Below are 23,996 nucleotides of genomic sequence, written 5' to 3'. Positions count from 1 at the left end.
AACATCCGGCGGGCCGAGCCCGCGTAGTAGGAGCGGGGCCAGAAGTGCCCGTCCCACAGGTATGTGCGGACGTGGGCGCTTTGGATCCGCGGCGAGCTGGTGTCAGTCCTTGTACGCGCGCAAGGCCTCGATCACGCTGCGGAGGTGTCCGCGAGCCGCCTGTTCGGCCGTCTCCGAGTCACCCGAACAGATGGCGTCGATGATGGCCAGGTGCTCCTTCAGCGAGACGGCCGGCCGCCCCGGCTGCATGGCCAGCCGGAACTGGTGCCGCACGACCTGCGCGCGCAGCCGCTCCAGCACGTCACCGGCGGTGGCCTGACCACTCAGCTCGCGGATCCGGCGGTGCAGCGACTGGTTGAGGCTGGAGTAGCCGAGCACGTCGCCCGAGGCGACCGCCTCCGACATCCGCGCGCCCAGCCCGCGCAGCTCCTCCGCCTCCGCCGGCGTCACCCGCTCGGCGGCCTTGGCCGCGCACAGGCCCTCGACCACCATGCGGACCTCGCTGATCTCGACGGCCTCGGCCAGGGAAACCGCGCGGACCCGGGCGCCCCGGTTCTGGATCCGCTCCACCAGGCCTTCGTTGGCCAGCTGCAGCAGCGCCGCACGCACCGCGCTGCGGTTCGCGGAGAAGCGCTCCGACAGGTCGGCTTCGACCAGCCGCTGATCAGGCACGAACTCCCCACGCATGATCCCCTCACGCATGGCGTCGAGCACCGCTCCCGAGTCTGAGGACACGTTCCCTCTCTCTGATTGTCGCCAATTCTGTGTTAAATATCGTATCGATGATGGACGCCATTCACTCGATGACAGACACGCCCCTGCGGGTGGCCGTGCTCGGCCTCGGTGAGGCGGGCGCGGCCATCTCGGCCGACCTCGCCGCCGCCGGGGCGCGGGTCCGTGGCTACGATCCCGCCGTCGGCGCGCCCGTGGGCGTCGTGGAAACCGATGGCGAGGCCGACGCGGTCTGCGGCGTCGACCTGGTCCTGAGCGTCAACAGCTCGGCGGCGGCCGAGGAAGCGCTGCGTAACGCGCTGCCGGGCGCCGTGCCGGCCACGCTGTGGGCGGATCTCAACACCGCCGCCCCGACGGTCAAGCGGCGGCTGGCCGAGCTCGCCGGCCAGGCCGGTCTCGCGTTCGCCGACGTCGCGCTGATGACGCCCGTTCCGGGACGTGGCCTGCGTACGCCCATGCTGGCCTCCGGCGGTCACGCCGAACGGTACGCCGGCCTGCTCACACCGCTCGGCGCGCGGGTCGACGTGCTCGACGGCCCCCCTGGGCTCGCCGCCGAGCGCAAACTGCTGCGCAGCGTCTTCTTCAAGGGTTTGGCGGCCGCCGTGGTCGAGGCGCTCCGGGCCGGGCGGGCGGCCGGGTGCGAGGACTGGCTCCGCGAGAACATCGCCGACGAGCTCACCGCGGCGGACGCGGCCACCGTACGGCGCTTGGTGGAGGGCACGCACCGCCATGCCGTACGACGTGCCGCCGAGATGCGCGCCGCCACCGACATGCTGACCGACCTGGGCGTTCCGCCACTGATCACCCGAGCCACCGCCGACTTCCTCCGCGGACCCCTGGAGTAGCGGGCTTGCGCCGGCGGCTGACCTTCATTGAGATGGTTTCCGCGTGCGTGGCGAAAGTGAACCGGTAAATCCAAGGATGGCCGTATGAAGCGACCCACGATCGACGACATCGCCCGCCGGGCCGGCGTCTCGAAGGGCGCGGTGTCGTTCGCGTTGAACGGCCGGCCCGGCGTCTCCAGCCAGACCCGCCGCCGCATCCAGGCCATCGCCGCCGAGCTGGGCTGGCAGCCGAACAGCCTGGCGCGGGCCCTGTCCGACGGGCGGCCCGATGTGCTGGGTCTCGTCGTGGACCGGCCGGCGCGCACGCTGGGGCTGGAGCCGTTCTTCATGCAGCTGATCTCCGGCATCGAGGCCACGCTGTCGGCGGCGTCCGTTGGACTGCTGCTGCAGATGACCGAGGACCCTGACCATGAAATCGCGATTTATCGGAAATGGTGGGCGCAGCAGCGGGTGGCCGGGGTGTTCGTCGTCGACCTGCGGGCCGAGGACACCAGGATCGCTGTGCTGGAGGAGCTGAAGCTGCCCGCCGTGGTCATCGGCGGACCGGAGGGGACGGGGCGGCTGCCCGCCGTCTGGAGCGACGACGCCGGCGCGATCGACGTCGTGATGGAGCACCTGGCCGGGCTGGGCCACCGCAGGATCGCCAGGGTCGCGGGGCAGGTGGAGCTCAGGCACACCCGCGTCAGGACCGAGGCGATGCGGGAGGCGGCCGCCCGGCTGGGGGTGGCGGCCGTCACCGTGTACGCCGACTACAGCGGCGAGAGCGCCGAGCGGATCACCCTCGACCTGCTGCGCGGGCCGGGGCGGCCGACCGCCATCGTGTACGACAACGACGTGATGGCCGTGGCGGGCGCCGCCGCCGCTCGGGAGCTGGGGATCTCGGTGCCCGCCGAGCTGTCCGTCGTGGCCTGGGACGACTCCGCCCTGTGCCTGCTGGCCCGGCCCCACCTGACGGCGGTGAGCAGGGACATCGCCGCGTTCGGCGCCCAGGCCGGCCGGTCGCTGCTCGACCTGGTCCAGGGCCGGGAGGTCACCGACTCGCGACAGGCCGAGCCGCGCCTGGTGGACCGGGGGAGCACCGCCCCGGTCGCTGAATCGGTTCAGTAACCGAGCGGAAATCTCCGCGACTAATCATTGCAACTAAACGGGTTTAGTGATGGCATGACAGCCAAATCCCCGCTGCTCAAGCCCGGAGGGTTGATGACCCCGTTCCGTCCCCTGCATGAATCCTGGACCGTCCGCTCGGCGAGCGGCGACGTGCGGGCTCCGGCCCCAGTGACGGCCACGGTCCCCGGTTGCGTGCACACCGACCTGCTCGACGCCGGGCTGATCCCGGATCCCTACCTCGACGACAACGAGAACCGCGTGGCCTGGGTGGGCCGTACCGAGTGGCGTTACGAGACGGAGTTCTCGTGGGACGGCACCGAGCACGAGCACACCGACCTGGTCTGCGAAGGGCTCGACACCGTGGCCGCGATCGAGCTCAACGGCGTACTCGTGGGCAAGACCGCGAACATGCATCGCTCCTACAGGTTCGACGTCCGCCACGCGCTGCGGATCGGCGGCAACCGGCTGGCGATCACGTTCCGGCCGGCGCGGGAGTACGCCGAGCGGCTGAAGGAAGAGCTCGGCGACCGGCCGAGCACCTACACGGAGCCCTTCAATTTCATCAGGAAGATGGCCTGCGACTTCGGCTGGGACTGGGGGCCGACGCTGGTCACGGCCGGCATCTGGAAGCCGATCGGGCTGCACGAGTGGAGCGGCGCCCGGCTGGCGGAGGTTCGGCCGGTGGTGAGCGTCGCCGACGGCGTCGCCCGGGTCGCCGTGCACGTCGAGGTCGAGCGGGCCGTACAGGAGGAGCTGCTGATCACCGCCGCTGTCTGCGGCAGGTCGGTTGTGGGAGCGCTCCCAGCGGACAAAGCGCTGCTTGAGTTCGAAATCCCCCAACCCGAGCTGTGGTGGCCGCGCGGGTACGGCGCGCAGCCGCTGCACGAGCTGACCGTGACCCTCGGGGATGACCTCGACGTGTGGCAGTCGAAGATCGGGTTCCGGACGGTCGAGCTGGACACGGCGGACGGCGCCTTCACGATCGAGGTCAACGGCCGCCCGATCTTCGCCAAGGGCGTCAACTGGATCCCCGACGACTGCTTCCCGGCCAGGATCGACCGCGCCCGCTACGCCGAGCGGCTCGCGCAGGCGTGCGAGGCCGGCGTCAACCTGATGCGCGTCTGGGGCGGCGGGCTCTATGAGAGCGACGACTTCTACGACCTGTGCGACGAGCTGGGGCTGCTGGTCTGGCAGGACTTCGCGTTCGCCTGCGCCGCCTATCCGGAGGAGGAGCCGCTACGCTCTGAGGTCGAGGCCGAGGCCCGCGCGAACGTCACCCGCCTCATGCCGCATCCGAGCCTGGCCCTGTGGTGCGGCAACAACGAGAACATCTGGGGCCTGTTCGACTGGGGCTGGCGGGAGAAGCTGGCCGGGCGGAGCTGGGGCGCGGGCTACTACCTCGACCTGCTGCCCGGCATCGTGGCCGAGCTCGACCCGGGCAGGCCGTACTGGCCGGGCAGCCCGTACTCGGGGTCGATGGACCTGCATCCCAACGACCCTGACCACCACAACATCCACATCTGGGACGTCTGGAACGAACGCGACTACACGGCCTACCGCGAATACCGGCCCCGGTTCGTCTCGGAGTTCGGCTTCCAGGGACCCGCCACGTACGCGACCATCAAGCGGGCCATCAGTGACGAGCCGCTCGCGCCCGACTCGCCCGGTATGCGGCACCACCAGAAGGCGATCGACGGCGAGCTCAAGCTGGCCGCCGGGCTCAAGCCGCACTTCCCGCCGCCCACGAGCTTCGCCGAGTGGCACTACCTGACGCAGGTCAACCAGGCCAGGGCGATCCAGCTCGGCGTGGAGCACTTCAGGTCCTTGTGGCCGCACTGCGCGGGCACCATCGTGTGGCAGCTCAACGACTGCTGGCCGGTCACGTCGTGGTCCGCGATCGACGGCGACGGGCGCAGGAAGCCGCTGTTCCACGCGCTGCGCCGGGCGTACGCCGACCGGCTGCTGACCGTGCAGCCGCGCGACGGCGGGCCGGCCCTGGTGGCCGTCAACGACACCGACGAGCCGTGGGTGAGCACGGCGGTGGCCGCGCGGCTCGGCGTGGACGGCACGGAGCTCCAGGCCGAGAGCTTCGACATCGAGGTGGCGCCGCGCGGCGCGGTCACCGTGCCCCTCGGCGTGGGCGAGCCGGCCGACCCCGCCAGAGAGCTGGTCGCGGTGAGCGCGGGGGAGCGCCGGGCGCTGTGGTTCTTCCTGCCGGACAAGGACCTCGACCTGCCCGAGGGGCGGTGCACGGTGACGGTCGAGGGGCGTGACGTCACCGTTGACGCTCACACGCTGGTCCGGGACCTGGCGATCTTCCCCGACCGGGTCCATCCCGACGCCGAGGTGGACGACCAGCTCATCACGCTGCTGCCCGGCGAAAGCCATCGGTTCCGGCTGAATCGCGACATCGGAATGAGTGTGCCGATCACCTGGGTGAATGCCCGTACCCCCCACATGGAGATGTAGATGAGACTCAAGCCGATCATGGCAGGCGCCGCGCTTGCCGTACTCACCGCATGCTCGGGCGGCGGGGTGCCGCTGACCGCCGGCAGCACCGCGCCCACCTCCGCATCTACCCCAGGCGGCGCCGCCAAGGACACGATGGTGAACGTCTCCACCGCGACCGGCCAGTTCACCGAGAACTTCAACCCGCTGGTCCAGGGCGTCCCCAACCTCACGGGCACGTGGGGGATGATCTACGAGCCGCTGATGTTCTTCAACCAGTCCAAGGCCGGCGACGTCCAGCCGCTGCTGGCCACCAAGTACGAGTTCGGCGACGACGGCAAGTCGCTCACCTTCACCCTCCGCGAGGGCGTGAAGTGGAGCGACGGCAAGCCGTTCACCGCCGAGGACGTGGCGTTCAACTACCTCTACCGGCGGGACAAGAAGGACCTGAACGCGGCCGGCAGCAACATCAAGGACGCCCAGGTCCTCAGCCCCACCCAGGTGAAGATCACCTTCACCGAGCGGATGTACACCAAGCTCCCGGACGTCGCGGGCAACCAGACCTACATGGTGCCCAAGCACATCTGGGAGAAGATCGACAAGCCGAGCAAGGAGACCAACCCCAAGCCGGTCGGCACCGGGCCGTTCATGGTGGGCGAGTTCACGCCGCAGAGCTACACCTTGGTCAAGAACCCCCTGCACTGGGACACCGGCAAGCCCAAGATCGCCGGACTGCGGTTCTGGACGTACAACAACAACGACGCCGCCATGCAGGCGCTGGTCGCCGGGCAGCTCGACTGGGCCGGGATGTTCATGCCCGACCCGGACAAGCAGTTCGTGGCCAAGGACCCGCAGCACAACCAGTACAAGAACGAGGCCCACCTCTACATCACCAACCTCATCCCGAACCTGACCAAGGCGCCGCTGAACGACCTGGCCGTGCGCCAGGCCGTCAACGTCGCGCTCGACCGTGACAAGATCATCGACCTGGCGTTCGCCGGGCTCGGCAAGCCGGTCAGCCCGGTGGGCCTGGTACTGCCGCTCTTCCAGGACTACGTCTCGCCGAAGTACGCCTCGCTGAAGCTCGAGTACAACCCGGACAAGGCCCGCCAGATCCTCGAAGCGGCCGGCTACACCAAGGGCGGCGACGGCTACTACGCCAAGGACGGCAAGCGCCTGTCCATCACCTGCCATCTGGTGACCGGCTGGACCGACTACGTCTCGGCCGCCCAGGTCATGAAGCAGCAGCTCAAGGAGGTCGGCATCGAGTTCAAGGCGAAGGAGGTCTCCTTCAACGCCTTCGTCGACATCCAGCAGAAGGGCGACTTCGAGGCGATGCTGTGGAACGCCTGGGGCGGCCCGCACCCGTTCCTGATGTACAACAACATCCTCAACAGCAAGAGCGTGCCCCCGGCCAACCAGAACATGGCCCGCTACAAGAACCCGGCCGTGGACGACGCGCTGGAGCTCGTCGCCAACACCCCGCCGGAGCAGGCGGACACGATCAAGCAGGCCCTCTACACCGTCCAGGACGCGGTCGTGGCCGACCTGCCCTACATCCCGCTGCAGCAGTCCAGCTCCCTGGCGGAGTTCAGGACGACCAACGTCACCGGCTGGCCCAGCGAGCAGAACCCGTACGCGCTCGGCCTGCCGTTCTCCCATCCCGACAACGGCATCGTGGCCAAGAACCTCCAGCCGGCGCAGTAGTCCCATGGCATATCTCTGGCGCAAGCTCGGGTTCTACGCGGTGGCGCTGTGGGCGGCACTGACGATCAACTTCCTCATCCCGCGCCTCATCAGGGGCAACCCGGTCGACATCATCCTGTCGCGCTTCCAGACCAGGCAACCGCCGCCACCGGAGTTCCGCAGGACCCTGGAGATCATGTTCGGGGTCAGCGACGACCCGCTGTGGATCCAGTACCTCGCCTACCTGCGCCACCTGGCCACCGGCGACCTGGGCACCTCCGTCACCTACTACCCGGCCCCGGTGACCACGGTGATCGGGCAGGCGATCCCCTGGACGCTCGGGCTGGTCTCGATCTCGCTGCTGATCACGATGGGGCTGGGCGTCGGGCTGGGCATGGTGGCCGGGTGGCGGCGGGGGAGCTGGCTGGACAGCCTCATCCCGTCCACGACGTTCCTGGCCGCGATCCCGTACTTCTGGCTGGCGCTGCTCCTGCTCTTCCTCCTGGGCGGAGGGCTCGGCTGGTTCCCGCTCAACGGCGCCTACGACTACGCCCATGTACGCATGGGCCTCACCGGCGACTTCATCGGCAGCGTGCTCTACCACGGCGTGCTGCCCGCGCTCACGCTGGTGATCTCCGGCATCGCGGGGTGGCTGCTGGGCATGCGCAACATGATGGTCTCGACCATGGCCGAGGACTACGTGGTCATGGCGCGGGCCAAGGGGCTGCGCCCGCGCCGGGTGATGATCGCGTACGCGGCCCGCAACGCCGTGCTGCCCAGCGTGACCGGGTTCGCGATCACGCTGGGCTTCTTCGTCGGCGGCCAGGTCGCCACCGAGGTGGTCTTCTCCTACCCCGGCGTGGGCTTCGCGCTGCTGCAGGCCGTCGGCAGCGCCGACTACCCGCTCATGCAGGGCCTCTTCCTCATGATCTCGGTGGCCGTGCTGGCCGCCAACCTCCTGGTCGATCTGCTGTACGGGCTGATCGACCCCCGAGTGCGGAAGGCGGGCTGAGGCCATGACCGCTGTGGTAAGCCTGGCCGCTCCCCGGGACCGGCTGCTCGGCCTGCCGAGATCGGGCAAGCTGGTCACCGGCCTGGCGATCGTCGGCTTCTTCGCCCTGCTCGCCGTCATCGGTCCCATGCTGGCCGGCGACCCCGAGGCCCTGGTGGCCGGACGGCTCGATCCACCGTCGGCGCAGCTCTGGCTCGGCTCGACCGACACCGGGCAGAGCGTGTTGGCCCAGCTGCTGCACGCCACGCGCGGGTCGATGCTGATCGGCCTGGTCGCCGGGGTGCTGGCCACGGCGGCCTCGCTGGTCGTCGGCGTCGTCGGCGGGTATGTCGGCGGCTGGCTGGACGAGGCGTTCTCCCTGCTCAGCAACGTCACGCTGGTCATCCCCACGCTGCCGCTGCTGATCGTGGTCGCCGACTACGTCGAGGACAGCGGCCCGGTCACCTACGCCCTGATCATCTCCGTGATCAGCTGGGCGGGCCCGTCGCGGGTCATCCGCTCGCAGGTCCTGTCACTGCGCAACCGCGATTACGTGGACGCGGCCCGGGTGAGCGGCGAGCCGGGCTGGCGGATCATGATTTTTCATATCCTGCCGAACCTCACCCCCGTCATCGCCTCCGGGTTCGTCTGGGCGGTGATCGGGGCCATCCTCACCGAGTCGGGACTGTCCGCGCTCGGCCTGGGTGGCGGCTCCGTCACCTCCTGGGGAGGGATGCTGTATTTCGCCCAGAACGGCTCCGCGCTCTCGCTGGGCGCCTGGTGGTGGTTCGTTCCGCCGGGGCTGTGCATCGCCGTGCTCGGCACCGGGCTCTCCCTGATCAACTTCAGCATCGACGAACTGATGAACCCGCGACTGCGAAAGGCGGCCGCATGAACGACACCGTTCTGTCCGTACGCAATCTGAGCGTGGCCTACGGGCAGACCCGCGCGGTCCGCGACGTCAGCTTCGAGCTGGGCCGGGGCCAGGTTCTCGGCATCGCGGGCGAGAGCGGCTGCGGCAAGTCGACGCTGGCGTACGCGATCAACCGGCTGCTGCAGCCACCCGGCAGGACCACCGCCGGCGAGGTGCTCTTCCACCCCCAGGACGGCGACCCGATCGACGTGCTCGCCCTGGAGGGGGAGGAGCTGCGGCGCTTCCGCTGGCGGCGGGTGGCCATGGTGTTCCAGAGCGCCATGAACGCCCTCAATCCCGTGCTCAGTGTCCGGCGCCAGCTCCACGACGTGTTCACCACCCACGAGCCGTCGATGTCCAGGCGCGAGCGGGAGGAGCGCTCCCGCGAACTGCTGAACCTGGTCGGCATCGACCCGGGCCGCATCGGCTCCTACCCGCACAAGCTGTCGGGGGGCATGCGCCAGCGGGTGCTGATCGCGATGGCGATGGCGCTCAACCCCGACGTGGTCGTCCTGGACGAGCCCACCACGGCACTGGACGTGGTGGTGCAGCGCGACATCCTGGAGGAGATCGACCGGCTGCGGGAGATGTTCGGCTTCGCCGTCGTCTTCATCACCCATGACCTGTCGCTGCTGCTGGAGATCAGCGACCAGCTCGCGATCATGTACGGCGGCCGCATCGTCGAGTACGGCACCAGCAAGGACACCCTCCTCCAGCCCCGCCACCCTTACACCGTGGGCCTGCTCAATTCCTTCCCCAGCCTGCGCGGCGAACGCCAGGCGCTGCACGGCATCCCCGGCAGCCCGCCCGACCTGTCGAAGGAGGTGACGGGCTGCTCGTTCGCGCCCCGCTGCCCGTACGCGTTCGAGGGCTGTCACACGTACGAACCCGAGCTCGACTCGATCCAGGACTCCTTCGTGGCCTGCCTGCAGTACGACCGCAGGCTGCACCCCGCCCGCCCCGACCGGCGTCTGCTGGAGCGCCGCTTCGAGCACGCCGAGCACAAGGTGACCTCATGACGTCGATGACGGTCAGCCACCTGAGCAAGACCTTCAAGCTGAACAGGAAGGAGCGCCTCAGGGCGGTCGACGACGTCTCCTTCGAGCTGCGCTCCGGCGAGACCACCGCGCTGGTGGGGGAGAGCGGCAGCGGCAAGTCCACGATCGCCCGCATGCTGGCCAGGCTCGTCACGCCCACCTCCGGCGAGATCCTGCTGGAGACCTCGAACTACCGCAAAGATGTGCAAATGGTCTTCCAGGACCCGTTCGCGTCGCTCAATCCGGCCCACACGATCGGCTACCACCTGCGCCGCCCCCTGGAGATCCACAAGACGCCGGGCACGGCCGAGGAGCTGCTGGAGCGGGTCAACCTGCCCGCCGCTTTCGCCGGCAGATATCCGCACGAACTGTCCGGCGGCCAGCGGCAGCGGGTGGCGATCGCCCGGGCGCTGGCCCCGCGCCCCAAGGTGCTGCTGGCCGACGAGCCGGTCTCGATGCTGGACGTGTCGATCAGGCTGGAGATCCTCAACCTGATCGACCGGCTCAAGAGCGAGGAGGACCTGGCCGTCCTCTATGTCACGCACGATCTGGCCACCGCGCGGCACTTCGCCCGCGACATCATGGTCATGTACCGGGGGCAGATCGTCGAACGCGGCCCGGCCGACGACGTCATCCTCACGCCGGGGCACCCGTACACCCGGCTGCTGGCCGAGGCCGCCCCCGACCCCTGGGCGGCGCACGAGGGCGAGCGGCCACCCCGGCAGGAGCGCAGGAACGGCCCGCCCCTCGCCGGCGGGTGCCTGTTCCGCAACCGTTGCCCGTACGCCACCGACGCGTGCGCCGGCGACATCCCTGTCTACGGCGAGAAGCACCTCGTCCGCTGTGTCCTGCGCGCTTCGGACCGGACGGCGATGGAACGGGATGGAACGCCCTCCTAGCAGAGAAGGGGAGACCGAGGGAGAGTTCACGATGGCGAAGTTCATGGATGTGCACAGCGGGTTCGTCGGCGTCACCGAGGAGCAGCTGCGCGAGGCGCACGAGCGCGACCTCGCCGTCGAGGGCGAGGAGGGCGTGCACTTCGAGCGCGCCTGGCTCGACCCCGAGTCCGGCAAGGTGTTCTGCCTGTCGTCCGGGCCGTCGAAGGAAGCGGTGCAGCGGGTGCACGAGAAGGCCGGGCACCCCACCTCGGAGATCTACGAGCTGCCGATCGAGGTGGAGTAAGCACGCCCGGCTCGCCGGCGGCACCTGAACCCGGGTGCCGCCGGAGCCGTATCTCTTGCCGAAGTCCTGTTGCGTTCAGGTCTCAGGAGGGACCCCGGCGTCCTTCCAGTTGGGCGGGCGATGGCACACGGCACCAAGCACGGCGACGCGGTGGACAGGCGGACCGGCGACGACCCCCGGTGGGTCGGCGGCCATCGCATCATCCGCCGGCTCGGCGAGGGTGGGATGGGCATCGTCTACCTCGCGGAGGGCCGTGGGCGGAGACTGGTGGCGATCAAGGTCATCCACCGGCACCTCGCCGGTGACCCGGAGTTCCGCCGGCGGTTCCGCCGCGAGGTCGCGACCGCGCGGCGGGTCGCCCGCTTCTCCACGGCTCCCGTGCTCGAGGCCGATGTGGACGGCGAGACGGCGTACGTCGTGACCGAGTACGTGCCGGGGCCGACGCTGTACCGCGCGGTCATGGAGCGGGGCCCGATGTCGGGCTCGGAGCTCGAGGGGCTCGCCATGAGCACGGCGGTCGCGCTGGGGGCGATCCACGCGTCGGGCGTCGTCCACCGGGACCTCAAGCCGTCGAACGTGCTGCTGTCCCCGGTGGGTCCGAAGGTCATCGACTTCGGTCTCGCCTTCTCGGCCGACTCCACCACGCTCTCCGTCACCGCGATGGGCACGCCGGCGTACATGTCTCCGGAACAGGCCCGCGGCTCGGCGACCCCGGCCTCGGATGTCTTCTCGTGGGGCGGTGTCATGGTCTTCGCGGCCTGCGGCCAGCCGCCCTTCGGCACCGGGGCGGGCCACGGGGTCCTCTACCGGGTGATCCACGACGACCCCGTCATCCCCCGGCTGGACGGCGTCCTCGGCGACCTGGTGCGACGTGCGCTGAACAAGGACCCGACGGCCCGCCCGACGACCGCGGAAATCGTGGACGCCCTCGCCGGCGGCGCAACGGAACGCCTTTCACCCGCCTTGGTGCCACCCCGGGCCGGAAACACTCCGTCCGCCTTTGTGCCGACCCGCGCCGGAAGCCCTCCGCCCGTGGCGCGCGGGACCGAGCCCCCGCGTGCTCCGTCCGAAGCACCCCAGATCAAGATCCCTCGCGCCGATTCCAAGGGCCAGCCGACCACCCCCGAGGCGGGTCGCGGCGCCGCGTCGGGTAAAGGTCGCCGACGACGTCCGGCCACGTCCAGGCGATGGGTGTGGGCCGGCGCGGCGCTCGCCCTCGTGACGGCGGGCACCGTCGTCACCATCCAGGCGACCGCCGACCGCGCGGGCCAGCCCATGCGGACCTCCGGGACCTCCGCCGTCGCGGAGGACGCCGGGACGCGGTGGCGGAAGCTTCCCGGCGAGAACCCGCTGCGCGCCGACGGCGTACGGTTCTACACGCAGCCCGACACCGAAGCGGCCCGGCAGGCCAAGACCTGGTCGGCCCAGGGCAGGACGGCCGACGCCGCCCTCATGCGCGCCATGTCGGAGGTCCCCCAAGCCATCTGGCTCGCCGGCGGCTCGCCCGCCGACGTCACCCGTACGGTGCGCGAGACCGTCACCCAGGCGGACCGGCAGCGGACCGTCCCGGTGTTCGTCACCAACAACATCCCGGGACGTGACTGCTGGAACGGCGGCGCCCCCGACACCGAGTCCTACCGGGCATGGATCGACGCCGTGGCCGAGGGCATCGGGAACCGCCCCGCGGTCGTCGCACTGGAGCCCAGCGGCCTGGCGCGGATACCCGGCGGCCCGGAATGCCCGCGGGGCGGGGAGGCCGCCGCCGTCCAGCGGTACGGCGATCTGTCCTACGCCGTGGAGACCCTCACCGGCCTGGCCGACACCGCCGTCTACCTCGACGGCGGGCTGGCGGGGTGGCCCGGGTTCACGCAGATCGCCGACCGGCTGGTCAACGCGGGCGCGGCCCGCGCCGACGGCTTCTACGTCAACATCGTCGGCTACCGCCCGACCGATCGCTCGCTTGCCTACGCCGCGAAGCTGTCCAGGTGCGTCCACCTGAGGACGGTGTCGCGTACGGCCTCGTGCGCCGACGCGGCACTCGCCGCCGTACCGGACGACGCGCCCGGCCTGCCGCACTTCATCGTCGACACCAGCCGGAACGGTACGGGCGAGTGGCAGCCGCCGGCCGGCCGGTTCCCGGCGCCGGACGAATGGTGCAACCCTCCGGGCAGGGGCACCGGGGCCCGGCCGACCGCCGGCACCGGGCGCCCGCTGGCCGACGCGTTGCTGTGGCTCAACAGCCCCGGGTTCTCCAACGGCCAATGCACCCGCGGCACCCCGGGACCGGCGGACCCCGCGTACGGCATCGTCACCCCGGCCGCCGGCCAGTGGTGGCCCGACCAGGCACTGGAGCGGGCACGGAACGCGGCTCCACCGCTGACGCCCGCGACCCCATAGCCACCCGCGTCACCCCGCGACGGACGGCACCAGGTGCCGGTTGTGCACCAGCCAGATGGCCCGCTCCAGGTCAGGGGTGAGGTAGCGGTCCTCGTCCAGGGGCGTGATGTACTCCCTGAGCTCCGCCTGCAGGGTCCGCGTGACGGCGCCGAGCGGCAGGCCCGCCATCTTCTGCGCGATGAGGTCGATTCCCTGAGCGGACATCAGGTACTGGACCGCCAGCACGATCTCCAGCCGGTCGAGGTTCTCGTGCAGGTGCCGGACCGAGGCCATCGCCATCGTGTTGTGGTCCTCCTGCCCGTCCTTGACCGGCCGGGACAGGGTGCCCGCGGGTGTGGCCCTGGCCTGCATCTCCGGGATCAGCGCGGCGGCCACCGTCTGCACCTGCACCATTCCGGAGTTCAGGCCGACCGTCCCACCGGCGAGGTTGGCCGGCAGGTCGTAGCTCCATCTGGGGGACAGCAGCCGCCCCGACAGCTCCTGCGACAGCACTCCGAGGTCGGTGATCTCCGCGTTCACGGTGTCGGCGAGATGCCCCATGACGGAGCCGTCCCAGTTGCCGCCCATCACGAACTCGTACCCCGGCCCCTGGTCGCGCTTGAAGATCAGCGGGTTGGAGGTCGAGGCGTTGGCCTCCCGTACCAGGGTCCGGCGTGTGTCGGCGAGCACGTGCCGCAGCCCGGCCATGATGTGCGGCGCCGCCCGTACCGACACCGCGTCCTGGACCCGCGGGTGGTAGTTCGCCGGATCGAGGCGCTTGCGGCCCTCCTCCGTCATCCAGCCCGAGCCCGCCACCATCGCGCGCAGCCGCGCGGCGATGGCGTTCTGCTCGGGGATGCGGCGTTCTTGGTGGGTACGCGCGTCCAGCGACCCCTGCTCGGCCCTGGTCGCCTCCATGAACAGGGCGAAAGCGCCCTCTGCCTGGTCGGCGAGTACGGTGGCCCGGTGTACGGCGTCCATCAGCGTGGCGGCCAGGACGGTGCTGCCGCTGATGATCGGCAGCGCTTCCCCGGCCTGCAAGGTGAAGCCGGCCGTCAGCCCGGCCTTCGGGAGCAGCTCGGAGGCTGGCCCCTCCTCACCCTGGTAGCGCACCGGCGCGTCCTCGCCGATCGCCGCCAGTCCGGCCGCCGCCTGCGGCTGCAGGTCGCCGGTGCCCAGCGAGCCGATCTGCGGCATCCGCGGTAGGACCCCGGCGTTGACCATGGCCAGCAGCCGCTGGGGCACCTCGGGGCGTACGCCGACCGTACCTCTGGCCATCTGGTTCGCCTTGAGGATCAGGGCCAGCCTGACCACGTTGTCGGGCAGCGGCTCACCGACGCCCGCGGCGTGGGAGCGCAGGACATTGCGCTGGAACTGCTCCGCCTGCTCGGGCGTCAGCGGACGGTCCTTCAGCGGCCCGAGCGCCTGGTTCCACCCGTACACCCGCTGGTCGGCCAAGGCCGCCAGCGCTCCGGCCCGCGTCTCGTTCATGGTCGCCCACACATCCGCCGCGAGCCGCGCGACGACGGGACGGCCTTCGAGGATCGCGAAGGAGTCCCGGAGAGACAGCGAGTCGCCGTCCAGCACCAGGTCCAGCACCGGCGGCGCGTCAGGAACGGCGACGGCCTGCCCCGGCACGCACAGGGCGGCGAGCAGGCCCATGCCGGCGGCTATTCGTCCTACATGGGTCATCACGGTGTCCCCCGGGGCGTCACGACGAAGATCAATGCCGCTCCGTTTATAAGCACCGGACAGAGGTGAACCAGAGAGGGCTCAACACCGGGAGACGAGTGCTCGACCAGCCCTATGACCAGGGCTTACCTCAGGGTGCTACCAGCAACGAGACGAGATCGTCCCATCGGGCGACGAGCAACCCCAGAACGGCGCCGAAGACACCGACGATCACGGTGAGGAACAGGTCGAAGGGGCCGGTCACCAACGATCCGGCCAGCCCGAGCAGGGCGATCACGACGAGAAGAGCGTTGCGGACCACGTGCGATACGCCCAAGGGCGTCTGGGAGGCGCCGAAGCAGCGGCAGGTGACGGACTTCCCCCGCCGGACGACCAGGGCGACGGCGACCGTGAGCGACCCGAGCAGCCCGGCGGCGATGACGAACGCCACCGATCCGGCCCAGCGGAGGGGAACGGCGGCCAGCACGATGACCGCGCCCTCGGCCGCCGCCGTGGCCACCGCCACCGCCGCGACCTGCGCGTCCCCGACCACCGCCATCGCTCTGGTCGACTCGACGAATTCGGCCCAGGCCCTGCGGCTCGAAATCTTGCTCACCAGGGCGAGCGCGAACATCGTGAGCAGCAGCAGTCTGCTCGCCACCTCGACGTACTGCATGATCACAACCTAGCCACGGTGCAGCGAATGCGGCAAGAGGGCTGTTTGTCGCATACGGCGTATTCATGCCATAACGGTTCGTTACTCTCGAAGATCTGCAAGCAGGGGAGTAACCGTCGTGCTGATTCGGCTGCTCGGCACCATCGAGGTGGAACGTTCGGGCCAGACCCACCCCGTACGGCCGCCGCAGGTCGCACTCGCATTCGCCGCGCTGGCGTGGGACGTTCGCCGGGTGGTGTCCGTCGAGACGCTCCTCGCCCGGGTCTGGGGCGAGCAGGTTCCGCCCGGCGCGCGGCACACCCTGTACACGATCATCACCCGCATCCGCCGCGATGTCCTGGCGGGTGACGGCGCCGTCGTCCGCCGGCTCGGCGGCTATCTGCTCGACGTGGACGAGTCCGCGGTGGACGTGTCGCGGTTCCGGAGCCTCGCCTACCAGGCGATGGCCGAGCCGGATCCGGCGCCGCTGCTCGGCGACGCTCTCGCGTTGTGGCGCGGCGACCCGCTGACGGGGCTGCCCGGCGAATGGGCCGAGCGCGCCCGCCACCGTCTGCGCGACGAACGCAAGGAGACCGTGCTGCGGTGGGCGCGGACGATGACCGGCCGCGACGCCGCGGCCGCGGTGGCGGCACTGACACCGCTGGCCGACGAGTACCCGCTGGACGAGCTCCTGGCGGCCGCGCTCATCGAGGCGCTGCACGCGTGGGGGCGGACCGCCGACGCGCTGACGCACTTCGCGCAGGTACGCCGGACACTCGCCGACGAGCTGGGCGTCGAGCCGGGTACGGAACTGCGGCGCGTTCACCGGACGCTGCTGCGCTCCGGCGACGCGGCCGAGACAGGACACGTGGTCCCGGCCCAGCTACCGGTCGACCTGAGGGGCTTCGTCGGACGGGCGCCGGAGCTGGAACGACTGGCCGCGATCGCGACCGGCGAACGGCCGGAGACCGCGGCGGTCTGCGCGATCTCGGGACCGCCCGGCGTGGGCAAGTCGTCACTCGCGCTGCGCTGGGCGCACCTGAATCGCGACCGCTTCCCGGACGGGCAGCTGTACGCCGATCTCAGCACGGTCGACCCGGCCGACGCGGCCATGATCCTGCCCCGGTTCCTCAGCGCGCTCGCGGTCCCGGAATCCCAGGTGCCCTCGGGCGCCGAGGCCCGGATCGGGCTCTACCGCAGCATGCTGGCCTCCCGGCGGGTCCTCGTCGTGCTCGACGACGCCCGCGGCGCCGAACAGGTACGCCCGCTGCTGGCCACCGCGCCGGGGTGCCTGACGTTGATCACCAGCCGCTCGGAGCTGTCCGGCCTCGCGGTCACCGCGGGCGCCTCCCTGGTGTCCCTGGACGTCCTGCCGGATGATGACGCCTACCGCCTCCTGGCGGCGCGGCTGGGCGAGCCGCGGCTGGCCGCGGAGCCCGAGGCCGCCGCGCTGATCATCAGCCGGTGCGGCCGGCTGCCGCTGGCCTTGGCGATCGTCGCGGCGCAGCTGGCGCGGCGCACCGATCTGCCGCTGGCGGAGGTCGCCGCCGACCTCGCGCGGGCCGGCGCGGATCTGGAACCGTTCGCCCACAGCGACCCGGCGGTCGACCTGCGCAGAGTGTTCGGGCGCTCGTATCGGGACCTGCCCGAGCCCGCGATCCGGCTGTTCCGGCGCCTCGGGCGGCACCCCGGGCCGCACCTGCCGCTCGCGGCGGCGGCGAGCCTGGCCGCTCTGCCGGTGGACCGCACCCGGGAGCTGGCCGCGCAGCTCGACCGCGCCAACCTGGTCGGCCTCCGCTCACCCGGCCGTCTGCGGCTGCACGACCTGCTCCGCGTGTACGCGCTGGAGCAGGAGCGGGCCGCCGACAGCCGGACGGTACGGCGCGCGGCCACGCGGCGGCTGCTGGACTACTACCTGTATTCGGCGTGCGCCGCGAGCGAGATCTGTTACCCGTACCGCGAGAAGCCGAAGCTGGAAGCGCGGGCGCGCGGCGCCGTGCTGGAGCCCTTCGCCGGGCAGGCGGAGGCCCTGCGCTGGTACGCCGACGAGTCGGTGGCGCTGCCGGGGTTGCTGGCGGAGGCGACCTCGGCCGGGCTGGACCGGCACGCGTGGCAGCTGGCGTGGGCGTTCGCCGAGTTCATGCAGCGCCGCGGTCCATGGGAGCAGGTCCTGCGCGTTCAGGGGGTGGCGTTGGAGGCGACCAGGCGGCTCGGCGACCGGCCGGCCCAGGCCCGCGTCCACAACAGCATCGCCCGCGCCCATACCCGGCTCGGCCGCGACCAGGAGGCGCTCGAACACTTCCATCAGGCGCTCGAGCTGTATCGGGACCTGGACGAGCCGGTCCTGGAGGCGCACATCCACCTGGGCCTGACCGTCTCGCTGAACCGGGTGCGGCCCGGCGAAGTGCTGGAGCACGCGCTGCGGGCGCAGGAGCTGTTCCGGCAGGCCGGCGACGTCATAGGCGAGGCGCGGGCGTTGAACAACGCGGGCTGGGTGCGAGCCCAGGTCGGCGAGTACGACCAGGCGCTGGCCGACTGCCGCCGGGCGCAGCGCATCCTGGCCGAGTTCGGGTACGCCCAGGGCGAGGGGCACGCCTGGGACAGCATCGCCACCGTGCTGGAGGCCAAGGGCGACCTCGCGCAGGCGGTGACGGCGTACGAGCGGGCGGCGGAGTTGTTGCGCGGCTGCGACGACCTGCACCCGGCCGCCGAGACGCTGGTCCGGCTGGGCGAGACGCACCTGCGGGCGGGTGACACCGCGGCCGCGCTCGACGCCTGGAAGCGGGCGGCGGAGTGCTACGAGGCCCTCGGCGACACCCAGGCCGCCAAGGTGCGCGACCGCATCGCGGCCTCCGACCAGCGGACGTAGGCCGTTTAGAAATCATTGAGAAATCGCCCAGCCGCCCGGTGCAGGCTGCGACGTGCGGCATCGGGACGGCGGCAGGTCGGCCGGCCCCGGCCGCTCCGGGCGGGATCGTGCCCGCCGGGATCGCTGATTGGGAGGTTCCATGCGCGTCGTGACCAGAATGGCCGATCGGCTCCTCGAGCTGATCGCCCCGCACACCGTTGCCCGGGCTACCGACTGCGGCTATGAGTGCTGCAAGTTCCCGGCGTTCACCGCGAAGTACTGCTGCTACTACCCGAACGGCCACGTGTCGTGCGGCGGTTGCAAGAGTTCCATCGCCTGCTCGTAACCGTTTTTTCCTGGTGCCCGGCGGTGGTCGGCCGCGGCCGGGCACACCCTCATGAGCTTTCGACACGGAGATGTCCTGTGCCTTATCTGATCGCCATCGTGGCCCTTGTCGGCGCCCTTTGCCTGGTGGACCTGCTGCTGACCCTCGGCGTGGTCCGGCGGCTGCGGGAGCAGACGAAGCTGATCGACGCGCTGTACGAGGTCGTCGGCACGGGCGACCTGGCCGGAGCGGGCGGGGGCGGAGGCCTGGCCGTCGGTGCGGTCGTCGGCGATTTCGACGCGACGACCATGGACGGAACCCGTGTGACGCGGGACCTCCTCGCTGAGGGGACGGTCGTCACGTTCCTGTCGCCCGACTGCAACAGCTGCCACGAGCAGCTTCCCGAGCTGGCCTCCTGGGCGGCGGGCCAGGACCGGTCACGGGTGCTGGCCGTGGTCGACGGCGGGTCGGGTGATCCCGAGCAGCTCGTCACGACGTTGTCACCCGTCGCGCAGGTGATCACCGGGGACGTGTTCTCGCAGGTCGCGGGCGCGTTCCAGGTCCAGTCGTTCCCGAGCTTCTTCCAGGTGGCCGCGGGCGGCAAGCTGCTCGCGACGGCGTCCCGGGTCTCTCGGCTGCCGGCCGGGTCGCCGGCGTGACCAGCCGCGGGCCGGAGGCGACACCGACGCCCCGGGTCCTGGCGGGATGCGCGCTACGCGCCGCCGGGATGGTGTGGCGCTCGGCGCCGGTCCACGTGCTCGGCTACCTGGCGGTCACACTCGTGGGCGCCGCCGCCCCGATCGCCCTGGCCTGGCTGACGAAGGCGGTGCTGGACGGCCTGGCGCAAGGCCGGACCACCATCCTGCTCGGCCTGGCGGTGACGCTCGCCGCCGTGACGACGGCCGCGGTGGCGGCCACGCACGCCGCGCAGTACCTGCGTGCCGAGGTGGACCGCCGGACCGCGCTGCGCTCCAAGGACGAACTGTTCGCGGCGGTGACCCGCTTCACGGGACTGGCCCCGTTCGAGAGCCCCGCCTTCCTCGACCGGCTGCGCCTGGCTCAGCAGAGCGCGACCAACCCGGGCAGGCTGGTGGACACCGCGGCCTCCGCCGCGCGCAGCGCGATGACCGTCGCCGGGTTCGTCGGCTCGCTGGCGCTGATCAGTCCCGCGTTCACCGTCCTGGTCCTGCTGTCGGCCCTCCCGGCGCTGCTCATCGAGCTGCGGCTGTCCCGGCAGCGGGTCGCGATGCTGTGGCGGATCGGGCCGGCCGAGCGCCGGGAGATGTTCTACGCCCAGCTGATGTCGACCGCGGACGCCGCCAAGGAGATCCGCCTCTTCGACCTCGGTGCCTTCCTGCGCCTGCGCATGCTGGCCGAGCTGCGCACCGCCAACGCCGCGCGCCGCCGGATGGACCGGCGGGAGTTCTTCGTACAGGCGAGCCTGTCGGCCACGTCGGCGATCGTGGCCGGGGTGGGGCTGGTCTGGACGATCATCGCGGCGGGCCGCGGGCAGCTCAGCGTGGGCGACGTGTCGATGTTCGTGGCGGCCGTCGCCGGGGTGCAGGCGGCGCTGAACGTCATGGTGTCGGCCGGTGTGATGGCCTACGAACAACTGCTGACGTTCCACCATCACGTCACGATCGTGACCGCGGGCCCCGACCTGCCGGCGCCACGCGACCCGGCGTCGCTCGCACCCCTGCGCCGCGGCATCGAGCTGCGCGACGTCTGGTTCAGGTACGGCGAGGATCATCCCTGGGTGCTGCGCGGCGTGGACCTGTTCATCCCGCACGGCCGTACGGTCGCGCTCGTCGGCCGCAACGGCGGCGGCAAGAGCACGCTGGTGAAGTTGTTGTGCCGGTTCTACGACCCGACCCGCGGCGCGATCCTGTGGGACGGCGTGGACCTCCGCGACGTGGCGCCGGAGACGCTGCGCGCCCGGATCGGCGCGGTCTTCCAGGACTTCGTGACGTACGAGATGACCGCGGCCGACAACATCGCCTTGGGCGACCAGGACGCCACCCAGGACCAGTCGCGGGTCGAGCGGGCGGCACAGGACGCCGGCGTCCACGACACCGTCGCGGCCCTGCCGTACGGCTATCGCACGCTGCTGAGCCGTGGATTCACCCTGGACGAGGAGGGCGAGGAGGAGGGCGTGCTGCTGTCCGGCGGGCAGTGGCAGCGGGTGGCGCTCGCGCGGGCGTTCCTGCGCCGCGACCGGGACCTGATGATCCTCGACGAGCCCAGCTCCGGCCTCGATCCCGAAGCCGAGTACGAGGTGCACAGCCGGCTCGCCAGTCTGCGGTCCGGGCGGACCAGCGTGGTGATCTCCCATCGGCTCGGCGCGGTACGTGACGCCGACCGGATCGTGGTGCTGGCCGACGGCGTCGTGACCGAGGAGGGCACGCACGCCGAACTGCTGGCGGACGGCGGCACGTACGCGCGGCTGTTCACCCGGCAGGCCACCGGATACCGGGACGAGGTCCACCCGACGGGAGCGGTGCGATGATCGGCGCGATCGCCGTGCTGGTGGCCGTCGGCGGTGTGCTCGCCGTCGTCCGGCTGCGCAGGCGGTACATGGTGGTGACCGTCCATGGGGAGAGCATGCTGCCGACCTATCGGCCGGGCGAGCGCCTGGTCCTTCGGCGGACGCCACCCCGTTCACTGCGCACCGGGCAGGTCGTGGTGCTCACCGAACCGGGTCACTCGGAGCCGGACGCGCCTTTGAGCGGGACGAGCACGGGCCCGTACCTGATCATCAAGAGGGTCGCGGCCCTGCCGGGTGACCCGATACCGAGGGACACCGTGCCCGCGCTGCGCACCGCGCCAGGCACCCGCGTGCCCGATGGCCACCTGGTCGTGCTGGGGGACAACGCGGACCGCTCACATGACTCTCGCCATTCCGGATATCTGACGACGGACCGCTTGCTCGGCGTGGTGCTGCGCAAGGTCGCTCGGTGAGGACCGGTGCCGGGTACGCGATGATGTCCGGGAGTCGCCGGAGCCTGACGGGAGCCATGTATGCGGATCGGTGTCGTCTTTCCTCAGACCGAGATCGGCGCGGACGCGGGTGCCGTACGCGCCTACGGGCAGCGGGTCGAGGAGCTCGGGTTCCGGCACGTGATGGCCTTCGACCACGTCGTCGGCGCCGACCCGGCGGTCCATCAGGGCTGGGACGGTCCCTATGACGTGCGGACCACCTTCCACGAGCCCATGGTCCTGTTCGGCTACCTCGCCGCGCTGACCTCCCTGGAACTCGTCACGGGCATCATCATCCTGCCCCAGCGGCAGACGGCCCTGGTGGCCAAGCAGGCGGCGGAGGTCGACCTGCTGACCACCGGCCGGTTCCGGCTGGGCGTGGGACTGGGCTGGAACCGGGTCGAGTACGAAGCCCTCGGCCAGGACTTCACCACCCGGGGCAAGCGCGTTGAGGAGCAGGTCGCGTTGATGCGCCGGTTGTGGACCGAGTCCTCGGTGACGTTCGAGGGCGCCTTCGACCGGGTGACGGGAGCGGGGCTGGCGCCTCTGCCCGTGCAGCGGCCGATCCCCGTCTGGTTCGGCGCGCAGTCGCCCGTGGCGTACCGACGTGCCGGACGGCTGGCCGACGGGTGGTTCCCGCAGATGTCTCCGGGCCCCCAGCTCGATGAGGCCAAGGCCATGGTCGAGGCGGCCGCCGCGCAGGCGGGACGCGACCCGGCCGCGCTCGGCATGGAAGGCCGGGTCCGCTGGGCCGGCAGCGCGGACGAACTGCACAAGACAGTCCACCGGTGGCGGGAGTCCGGAGCCACGCATGTCGCCATCGACACCATGCGGGCGGGACTGCGCTCGGTGGACGAGCACCTCGCCGCGCTGGAGACCGCCGCCGAAGCACTCGAACCGGGGACAGATTAGGACGGCCCCCGGCCTCGCTGCTCAGCCGGCGCTCGGCCGCGGCCGGGCCACCCGTACGCCGACCAGCACCAACAGACCGACGGCGGCCAGGATGCCCACGGCGATGACCGGCACCAGAGCCTGGTAGCCCAGCCCGCCGGCCACCAGGCCGAACAGCGGCGGACCGAGCAACGAGCCGAGGCTGCCCGCCTGGGCGACCACGCCGTTGCCGACGTCGGCGTGGTCGAGCCGCGCCAGCACCAGCGGGAGCGCGGCGAAGACGAGGGCTCCCAGGAACCCGTTCTCCATCGAGACGACCCCCGCGCCGGCCTGCACGGCCGCCACCGAACCCGGGCCGCCGTACATCAGCCAGGCCGCCGGTACGGTCAGCACCCCGACCAGCCCCAGGACGCCGACCGGCGTGCCCCGGCGGAGCAGCACTCCCACGGCCAGCCCGCCGAACACACTGAGCAACGAGATCACCGAGGTCACGGCGCCGGCGGCGGTGGCCGATCGGCCGTGCTGCTCGATGAGGAGCGTGGGCAGCAGGACGATCACCGGAATGGTCACCAACGCGGCCAGGCAGAAGGCCCCGGCGAGCACCGCCGGCCACACCAGCGCCCCGGCGCGGGGGACCGGCCCGGCCGCCGGCTGCCGCCCGGCCCCGCGCGGCAGCCGGACCCAGACCACCAGCGCCATCACGAACGTCAGACCGGCGAGCAGCCCGATCCAGCCGCGCCAGCCCAGAGCGGAGCCCATCGCGCCCCCCGCGAGCGTGCTCGCGCCGATCCCCATCGGGACGAACGTGGCCCAGAACGACAGCGCCATGCCGCGATCCCGCTCGCGGGCCAGCCGGAGGATCAGCGCCGGGCAGGAGATGGTGACCAGCAGGTATCCGATGCCCTCGACGCCCCGGACGGCCAGCAACCAGGCGAAGTCGCCGGTGGCCACGCTCACCGCGCTGGCCGCCGCGATCAGGACCAGGCCGGCGACCAGCGACCGCTCCGCGCCGAAGCGGCGTACCAGATAACCGGCGGGCAGGCCGACGACGGCGCCCACGCCGACCACCGCCGAGATCACCCAGCCCAGCCGCGACAGCGACAGCCCGAGCTCGGCCGCCACCACCGGCCCCACCGAGGCGAACTTGCCGAGGCTCATCGCCGCGACGACCCCGCCGAGGTAGACGATGACGATCGTCAGCCACGGTGAGCGCGGCGGGGCTTTTAACGTGCCGGGCGTTGGCTGGGGGTCCATGAGTCTCCTTCGCACGGTTCCGGGGCTGGATTCGATCATTGCCGTGCTGTCCGTGCCGT

20 protein-coding genes are annotated in these 23,996 nt (G+C 71.2%); 16 read left to right on the top strand and 4 right to left on the bottom strand.

The window, feature by feature from the left end; genetic code table 11:
• Positions 1-102 precede the first annotated feature (102 nt).
• Entirely contained in the window at positions 103-735 is a 633-nt protein-coding gene (locus KME78_RS33240; protein WP_308127230.1) for a GntR family transcriptional regulator, read from the bottom strand.
• A 68-nt stretch (positions 736-803) separates the two neighbouring features.
• Between KME78_RS33240 and KME78_RS33235 the strand changes: the two genes are divergently transcribed.
• The 10 genes from KME78_RS33235 to KME78_RS33190 all read left to right on the top strand — a co-directional run bounded on the left by KME78_RS33235 (position 804) and on the right by KME78_RS33190 (position 13,338).
• On the top strand, positions 804-1,577 hold the full coding sequence (locus tag KME78_RS33235) for an NAD(P)-dependent oxidoreductase (protein WP_219533357.1): 774 nt from the start codon (positions 804-806) through the stop codon (positions 1,575-1,577).
• Between the two features lie 84 nt (positions 1,578-1,661).
• Complete coding sequence (locus KME78_RS33230; RefSeq protein ID WP_219533356.1) at positions 1,662-2,684, top strand: LacI family DNA-binding transcriptional regulator; 1,023 nt, start codon at positions 1,662-1,664, stop codon at positions 2,682-2,684.
• Positions 2,685-2,738: 54 nt separating this feature from the next.
• On the top strand, positions 2,739-5,153 hold the full coding sequence (locus KME78_RS33225; RefSeq protein WP_246652513.1) for a glycoside hydrolase family 2 protein: 2,415 nt from the start codon (positions 2,739-2,741) through the stop codon (positions 5,151-5,153).
• Positions 5,154-6,839 carry an ABC transporter substrate-binding protein gene (locus tag KME78_RS33220; protein WP_219533355.1) on the top strand — a complete coding sequence of 562 codons (1,686 nt, stop codon included), beginning with the start codon at positions 5,154-5,156 and terminating at the stop codon, positions 6,837-6,839.
• A 4-nt stretch (positions 6,840-6,843) separates the two neighbouring features.
• Positions 6,844-7,830 (top strand): ABC transporter permease, encoded by a 987-nt coding sequence (locus KME78_RS33215; RefSeq protein ID WP_219533354.1) that lies wholly within the window; start codon positions 6,844-6,846, stop codon positions 7,828-7,830.
• A gap of 4 nt (positions 7,831-7,834) precedes the next feature.
• The gene (locus tag KME78_RS33210) at positions 7,835-8,704 is read left to right on the top strand and encodes an ABC transporter permease (protein WP_219533353.1); all 870 of its coding nucleotides are present in this window, start codon (positions 7,835-7,837) and stop codon (positions 8,702-8,704) included.
• Positions 8,701-9,741: an ABC transporter ATP-binding protein gene (locus tag KME78_RS33205; RefSeq protein ID WP_219533352.1), complete on the top strand. Its 1,041-nt coding sequence runs from the start codon at positions 8,701-8,703 to the stop codon at positions 9,739-9,741. The genes KME78_RS33210 and KME78_RS33205 overlap by 4 nt, the downstream gene beginning before the upstream one ends.
• A complete protein-coding gene (locus KME78_RS33200; protein ID WP_219533351.1) occupies positions 9,738-10,658 on the top strand; it encodes an ABC transporter ATP-binding protein in 921 nt (306 codons plus the stop codon). Before KME78_RS33205 ends, KME78_RS33200 begins: the two co-directional genes overlap by 4 nt.
• A 31-nt stretch (positions 10,659-10,689) precedes the next feature.
• A complete protein-coding gene (locus KME78_RS33195) occupies positions 10,690-10,941 on the top strand; it encodes an SCO4226 family nickel-binding protein (protein WP_214640333.1) in 252 nt (83 codons plus the stop codon).
• A gap of 120 nt (positions 10,942-11,061) precedes the next feature.
• Positions 11,062-13,338, top strand: a complete 2,277-nt coding sequence (locus KME78_RS33190; protein WP_219533350.1) for a glycoside hydrolase family 6 protein — start codon at positions 11,062-11,064, stop codon at positions 13,336-13,338.
• A 9-nt stretch (positions 13,339-13,347) separates the two neighbouring features.
• Here KME78_RS33190 and KME78_RS33185 read toward each other — a convergent pair whose 3' ends face one another.
• Positions 13,348-15,009, bottom strand: a complete 1,662-nt coding sequence (locus KME78_RS33185) for an HAL/PAL/TAL family ammonia-lyase (RefSeq protein WP_219533349.1) — start codon at positions 15,007-15,009, stop codon at positions 13,348-13,350.
• A gap of 130 nt (positions 15,010-15,139) precedes the next feature.
• The gene (locus KME78_RS33180) at positions 15,140-15,664 is read right to left on the bottom strand and encodes a MauE/DoxX family redox-associated membrane protein (protein ID WP_219533348.1); all 525 of its coding nucleotides are present in this window, start codon (positions 15,662-15,664) and stop codon (positions 15,140-15,142) included.
• A 118-nt stretch (positions 15,665-15,782) separates the two neighbouring features.
• Between KME78_RS33180 and KME78_RS33175 the strand changes: the two genes are divergently transcribed.
• From KME78_RS33175 to KME78_RS33150, 6 genes are all read left to right on the top strand, one after another.
• Entirely contained in the window at positions 15,783-18,512 is a 2,730-nt protein-coding gene (locus KME78_RS33175; RefSeq protein ID WP_219533347.1) for an AfsR/SARP family transcriptional regulator, read from the top strand.
• Positions 18,513-18,660: 148 nt separating this feature from the next.
• A complete protein-coding gene (locus tag KME78_RS33170; protein WP_219533346.1) occupies positions 18,661-18,837 on the top strand; it encodes a hypothetical protein in 177 nt (58 codons plus the stop codon).
• Between the two features lie 77 nt (positions 18,838-18,914).
• Positions 18,915-19,475, top strand: a complete 561-nt coding sequence (locus tag KME78_RS33165; protein ID WP_219533345.1) for a thioredoxin domain-containing protein — start codon at positions 18,915-18,917, stop codon at positions 19,473-19,475.
• Entirely contained in the window at positions 19,472-21,322 is a 1,851-nt protein-coding gene (locus KME78_RS33160; RefSeq protein ID WP_308127229.1) for an ABC transporter ATP-binding protein, read from the top strand. The genes KME78_RS33165 and KME78_RS33160 overlap by 4 nt, the downstream gene beginning before the upstream one ends.
• Positions 21,319-21,774, top strand: coding sequence for a S26 family signal peptidase (locus KME78_RS33155; RefSeq protein WP_219533344.1), 456 nt, complete (start codon positions 21,319-21,321; stop codon positions 21,772-21,774). The genes KME78_RS33160 and KME78_RS33155 overlap by 4 nt, the downstream gene beginning before the upstream one ends.
• Before the next feature lie 60 nt (positions 21,775-21,834).
• Positions 21,835-22,704: an LLM class F420-dependent oxidoreductase gene (locus KME78_RS33150; protein ID WP_219533343.1), complete on the top strand. Its 870-nt coding sequence runs from the start codon at positions 21,835-21,837 to the stop codon at positions 22,702-22,704.
• A gap of 21 nt (positions 22,705-22,725) precedes the next feature.
• On the opposite strand, the gene KME78_RS33145 is transcribed toward KME78_RS33150, so the two are convergent.
• Positions 22,726-23,937 carry an MFS transporter gene (locus KME78_RS33145; protein WP_219533342.1) on the bottom strand — a complete coding sequence of 404 codons (1,212 nt, stop codon included), beginning with the start codon at positions 23,935-23,937 and terminating at the stop codon, positions 22,726-22,728.
• Positions 23,938-23,996: the final 59 nt, after the last annotated feature.

The organism is Nonomuraea guangzhouensis (assembly GCF_019396345.1).
GTDB classification, from domain to species: Bacteria; Actinomycetota; Actinomycetes; order Streptosporangiales; family Streptosporangiaceae; genus Nonomuraea; species Nonomuraea guangzhouensis.
The sequence above is the reverse complement of the archived record's forward strand: the minus strand, read 5'-3'. Positions and strand labels throughout refer to the sequence as shown.

Coding starts and splice junctions, on each gene's coding strand:
- KME78_RS33235 (WP_219533357.1), top strand. CDS start 804: ATGACAGACACGCCCCTGCGGGTGGCCGTGCTCGGCCTCGGTGAGGCG.
- KME78_RS33185 (WP_219533349.1), bottom strand. CDS start 15,009: ATGACCCATGTAGGACGAATAGCCGCCGGCATGGGCCTGCTCGCCGCC.
- KME78_RS33200 (WP_219533351.1), top strand. CDS start 9,738: ATGACGTCGATGACGGTCAGCCACCTGAGCAAGACCTTCAAGCTGAAC.
- KME78_RS33215 (WP_219533354.1), top strand. CDS start 6,844: ATGGCATATCTCTGGCGCAAGCTCGGGTTCTACGCGGTGGCGCTGTGG.
- KME78_RS33180 (WP_219533348.1), bottom strand. CDS start 15,664: ATGCAGTACGTCGAGGTGGCGAGCAGACTGCTGCTGCTCACGATGTTC.
- KME78_RS33210 (WP_219533353.1), top strand. CDS start 7,835: ATGACCGCTGTGGTAAGCCTGGCCGCTCCCCGGGACCGGCTGCTCGGC.
- KME78_RS33205 (WP_219533352.1), top strand. CDS start 8,701: ATGAACGACACCGTTCTGTCCGTACGCAATCTGAGCGTGGCCTACGGG.
- KME78_RS33150 (WP_219533343.1), top strand. CDS start 21,835: ATGCGGATCGGTGTCGTCTTTCCTCAGACCGAGATCGGCGCGGACGCG.
- KME78_RS33225 (WP_246652513.1), top strand. CDS start 2,739: ATGACAGCCAAATCCCCGCTGCTCAAGCCCGGAGGGTTGATGACCCCG.
- KME78_RS33220 (WP_219533355.1), top strand. CDS start 5,154: ATGAGACTCAAGCCGATCATGGCAGGCGCCGCGCTTGCCGTACTCACC.
- KME78_RS33190 (WP_219533350.1), top strand. CDS start 11,062: ATGGCACACGGCACCAAGCACGGCGACGCGGTGGACAGGCGGACCGGC.
- KME78_RS33230 (WP_219533356.1), top strand. CDS start 1,662: ATGAAGCGACCCACGATCGACGACATCGCCCGCCGGGCCGGCGTCTCG.
- KME78_RS33155 (WP_219533344.1), top strand. CDS start 21,319: ATGATCGGCGCGATCGCCGTGCTGGTGGCCGTCGGCGGTGTGCTCGCC.
- KME78_RS33195 (WP_214640333.1), top strand. CDS start 10,690: ATGGCGAAGTTCATGGATGTGCACAGCGGGTTCGTCGGCGTCACCGAG.
- KME78_RS33145 (WP_219533342.1), bottom strand. CDS start 23,937: ATGGACCCCCAGCCAACGCCCGGCACGTTAAAAGCCCCGCCGCGCTCA.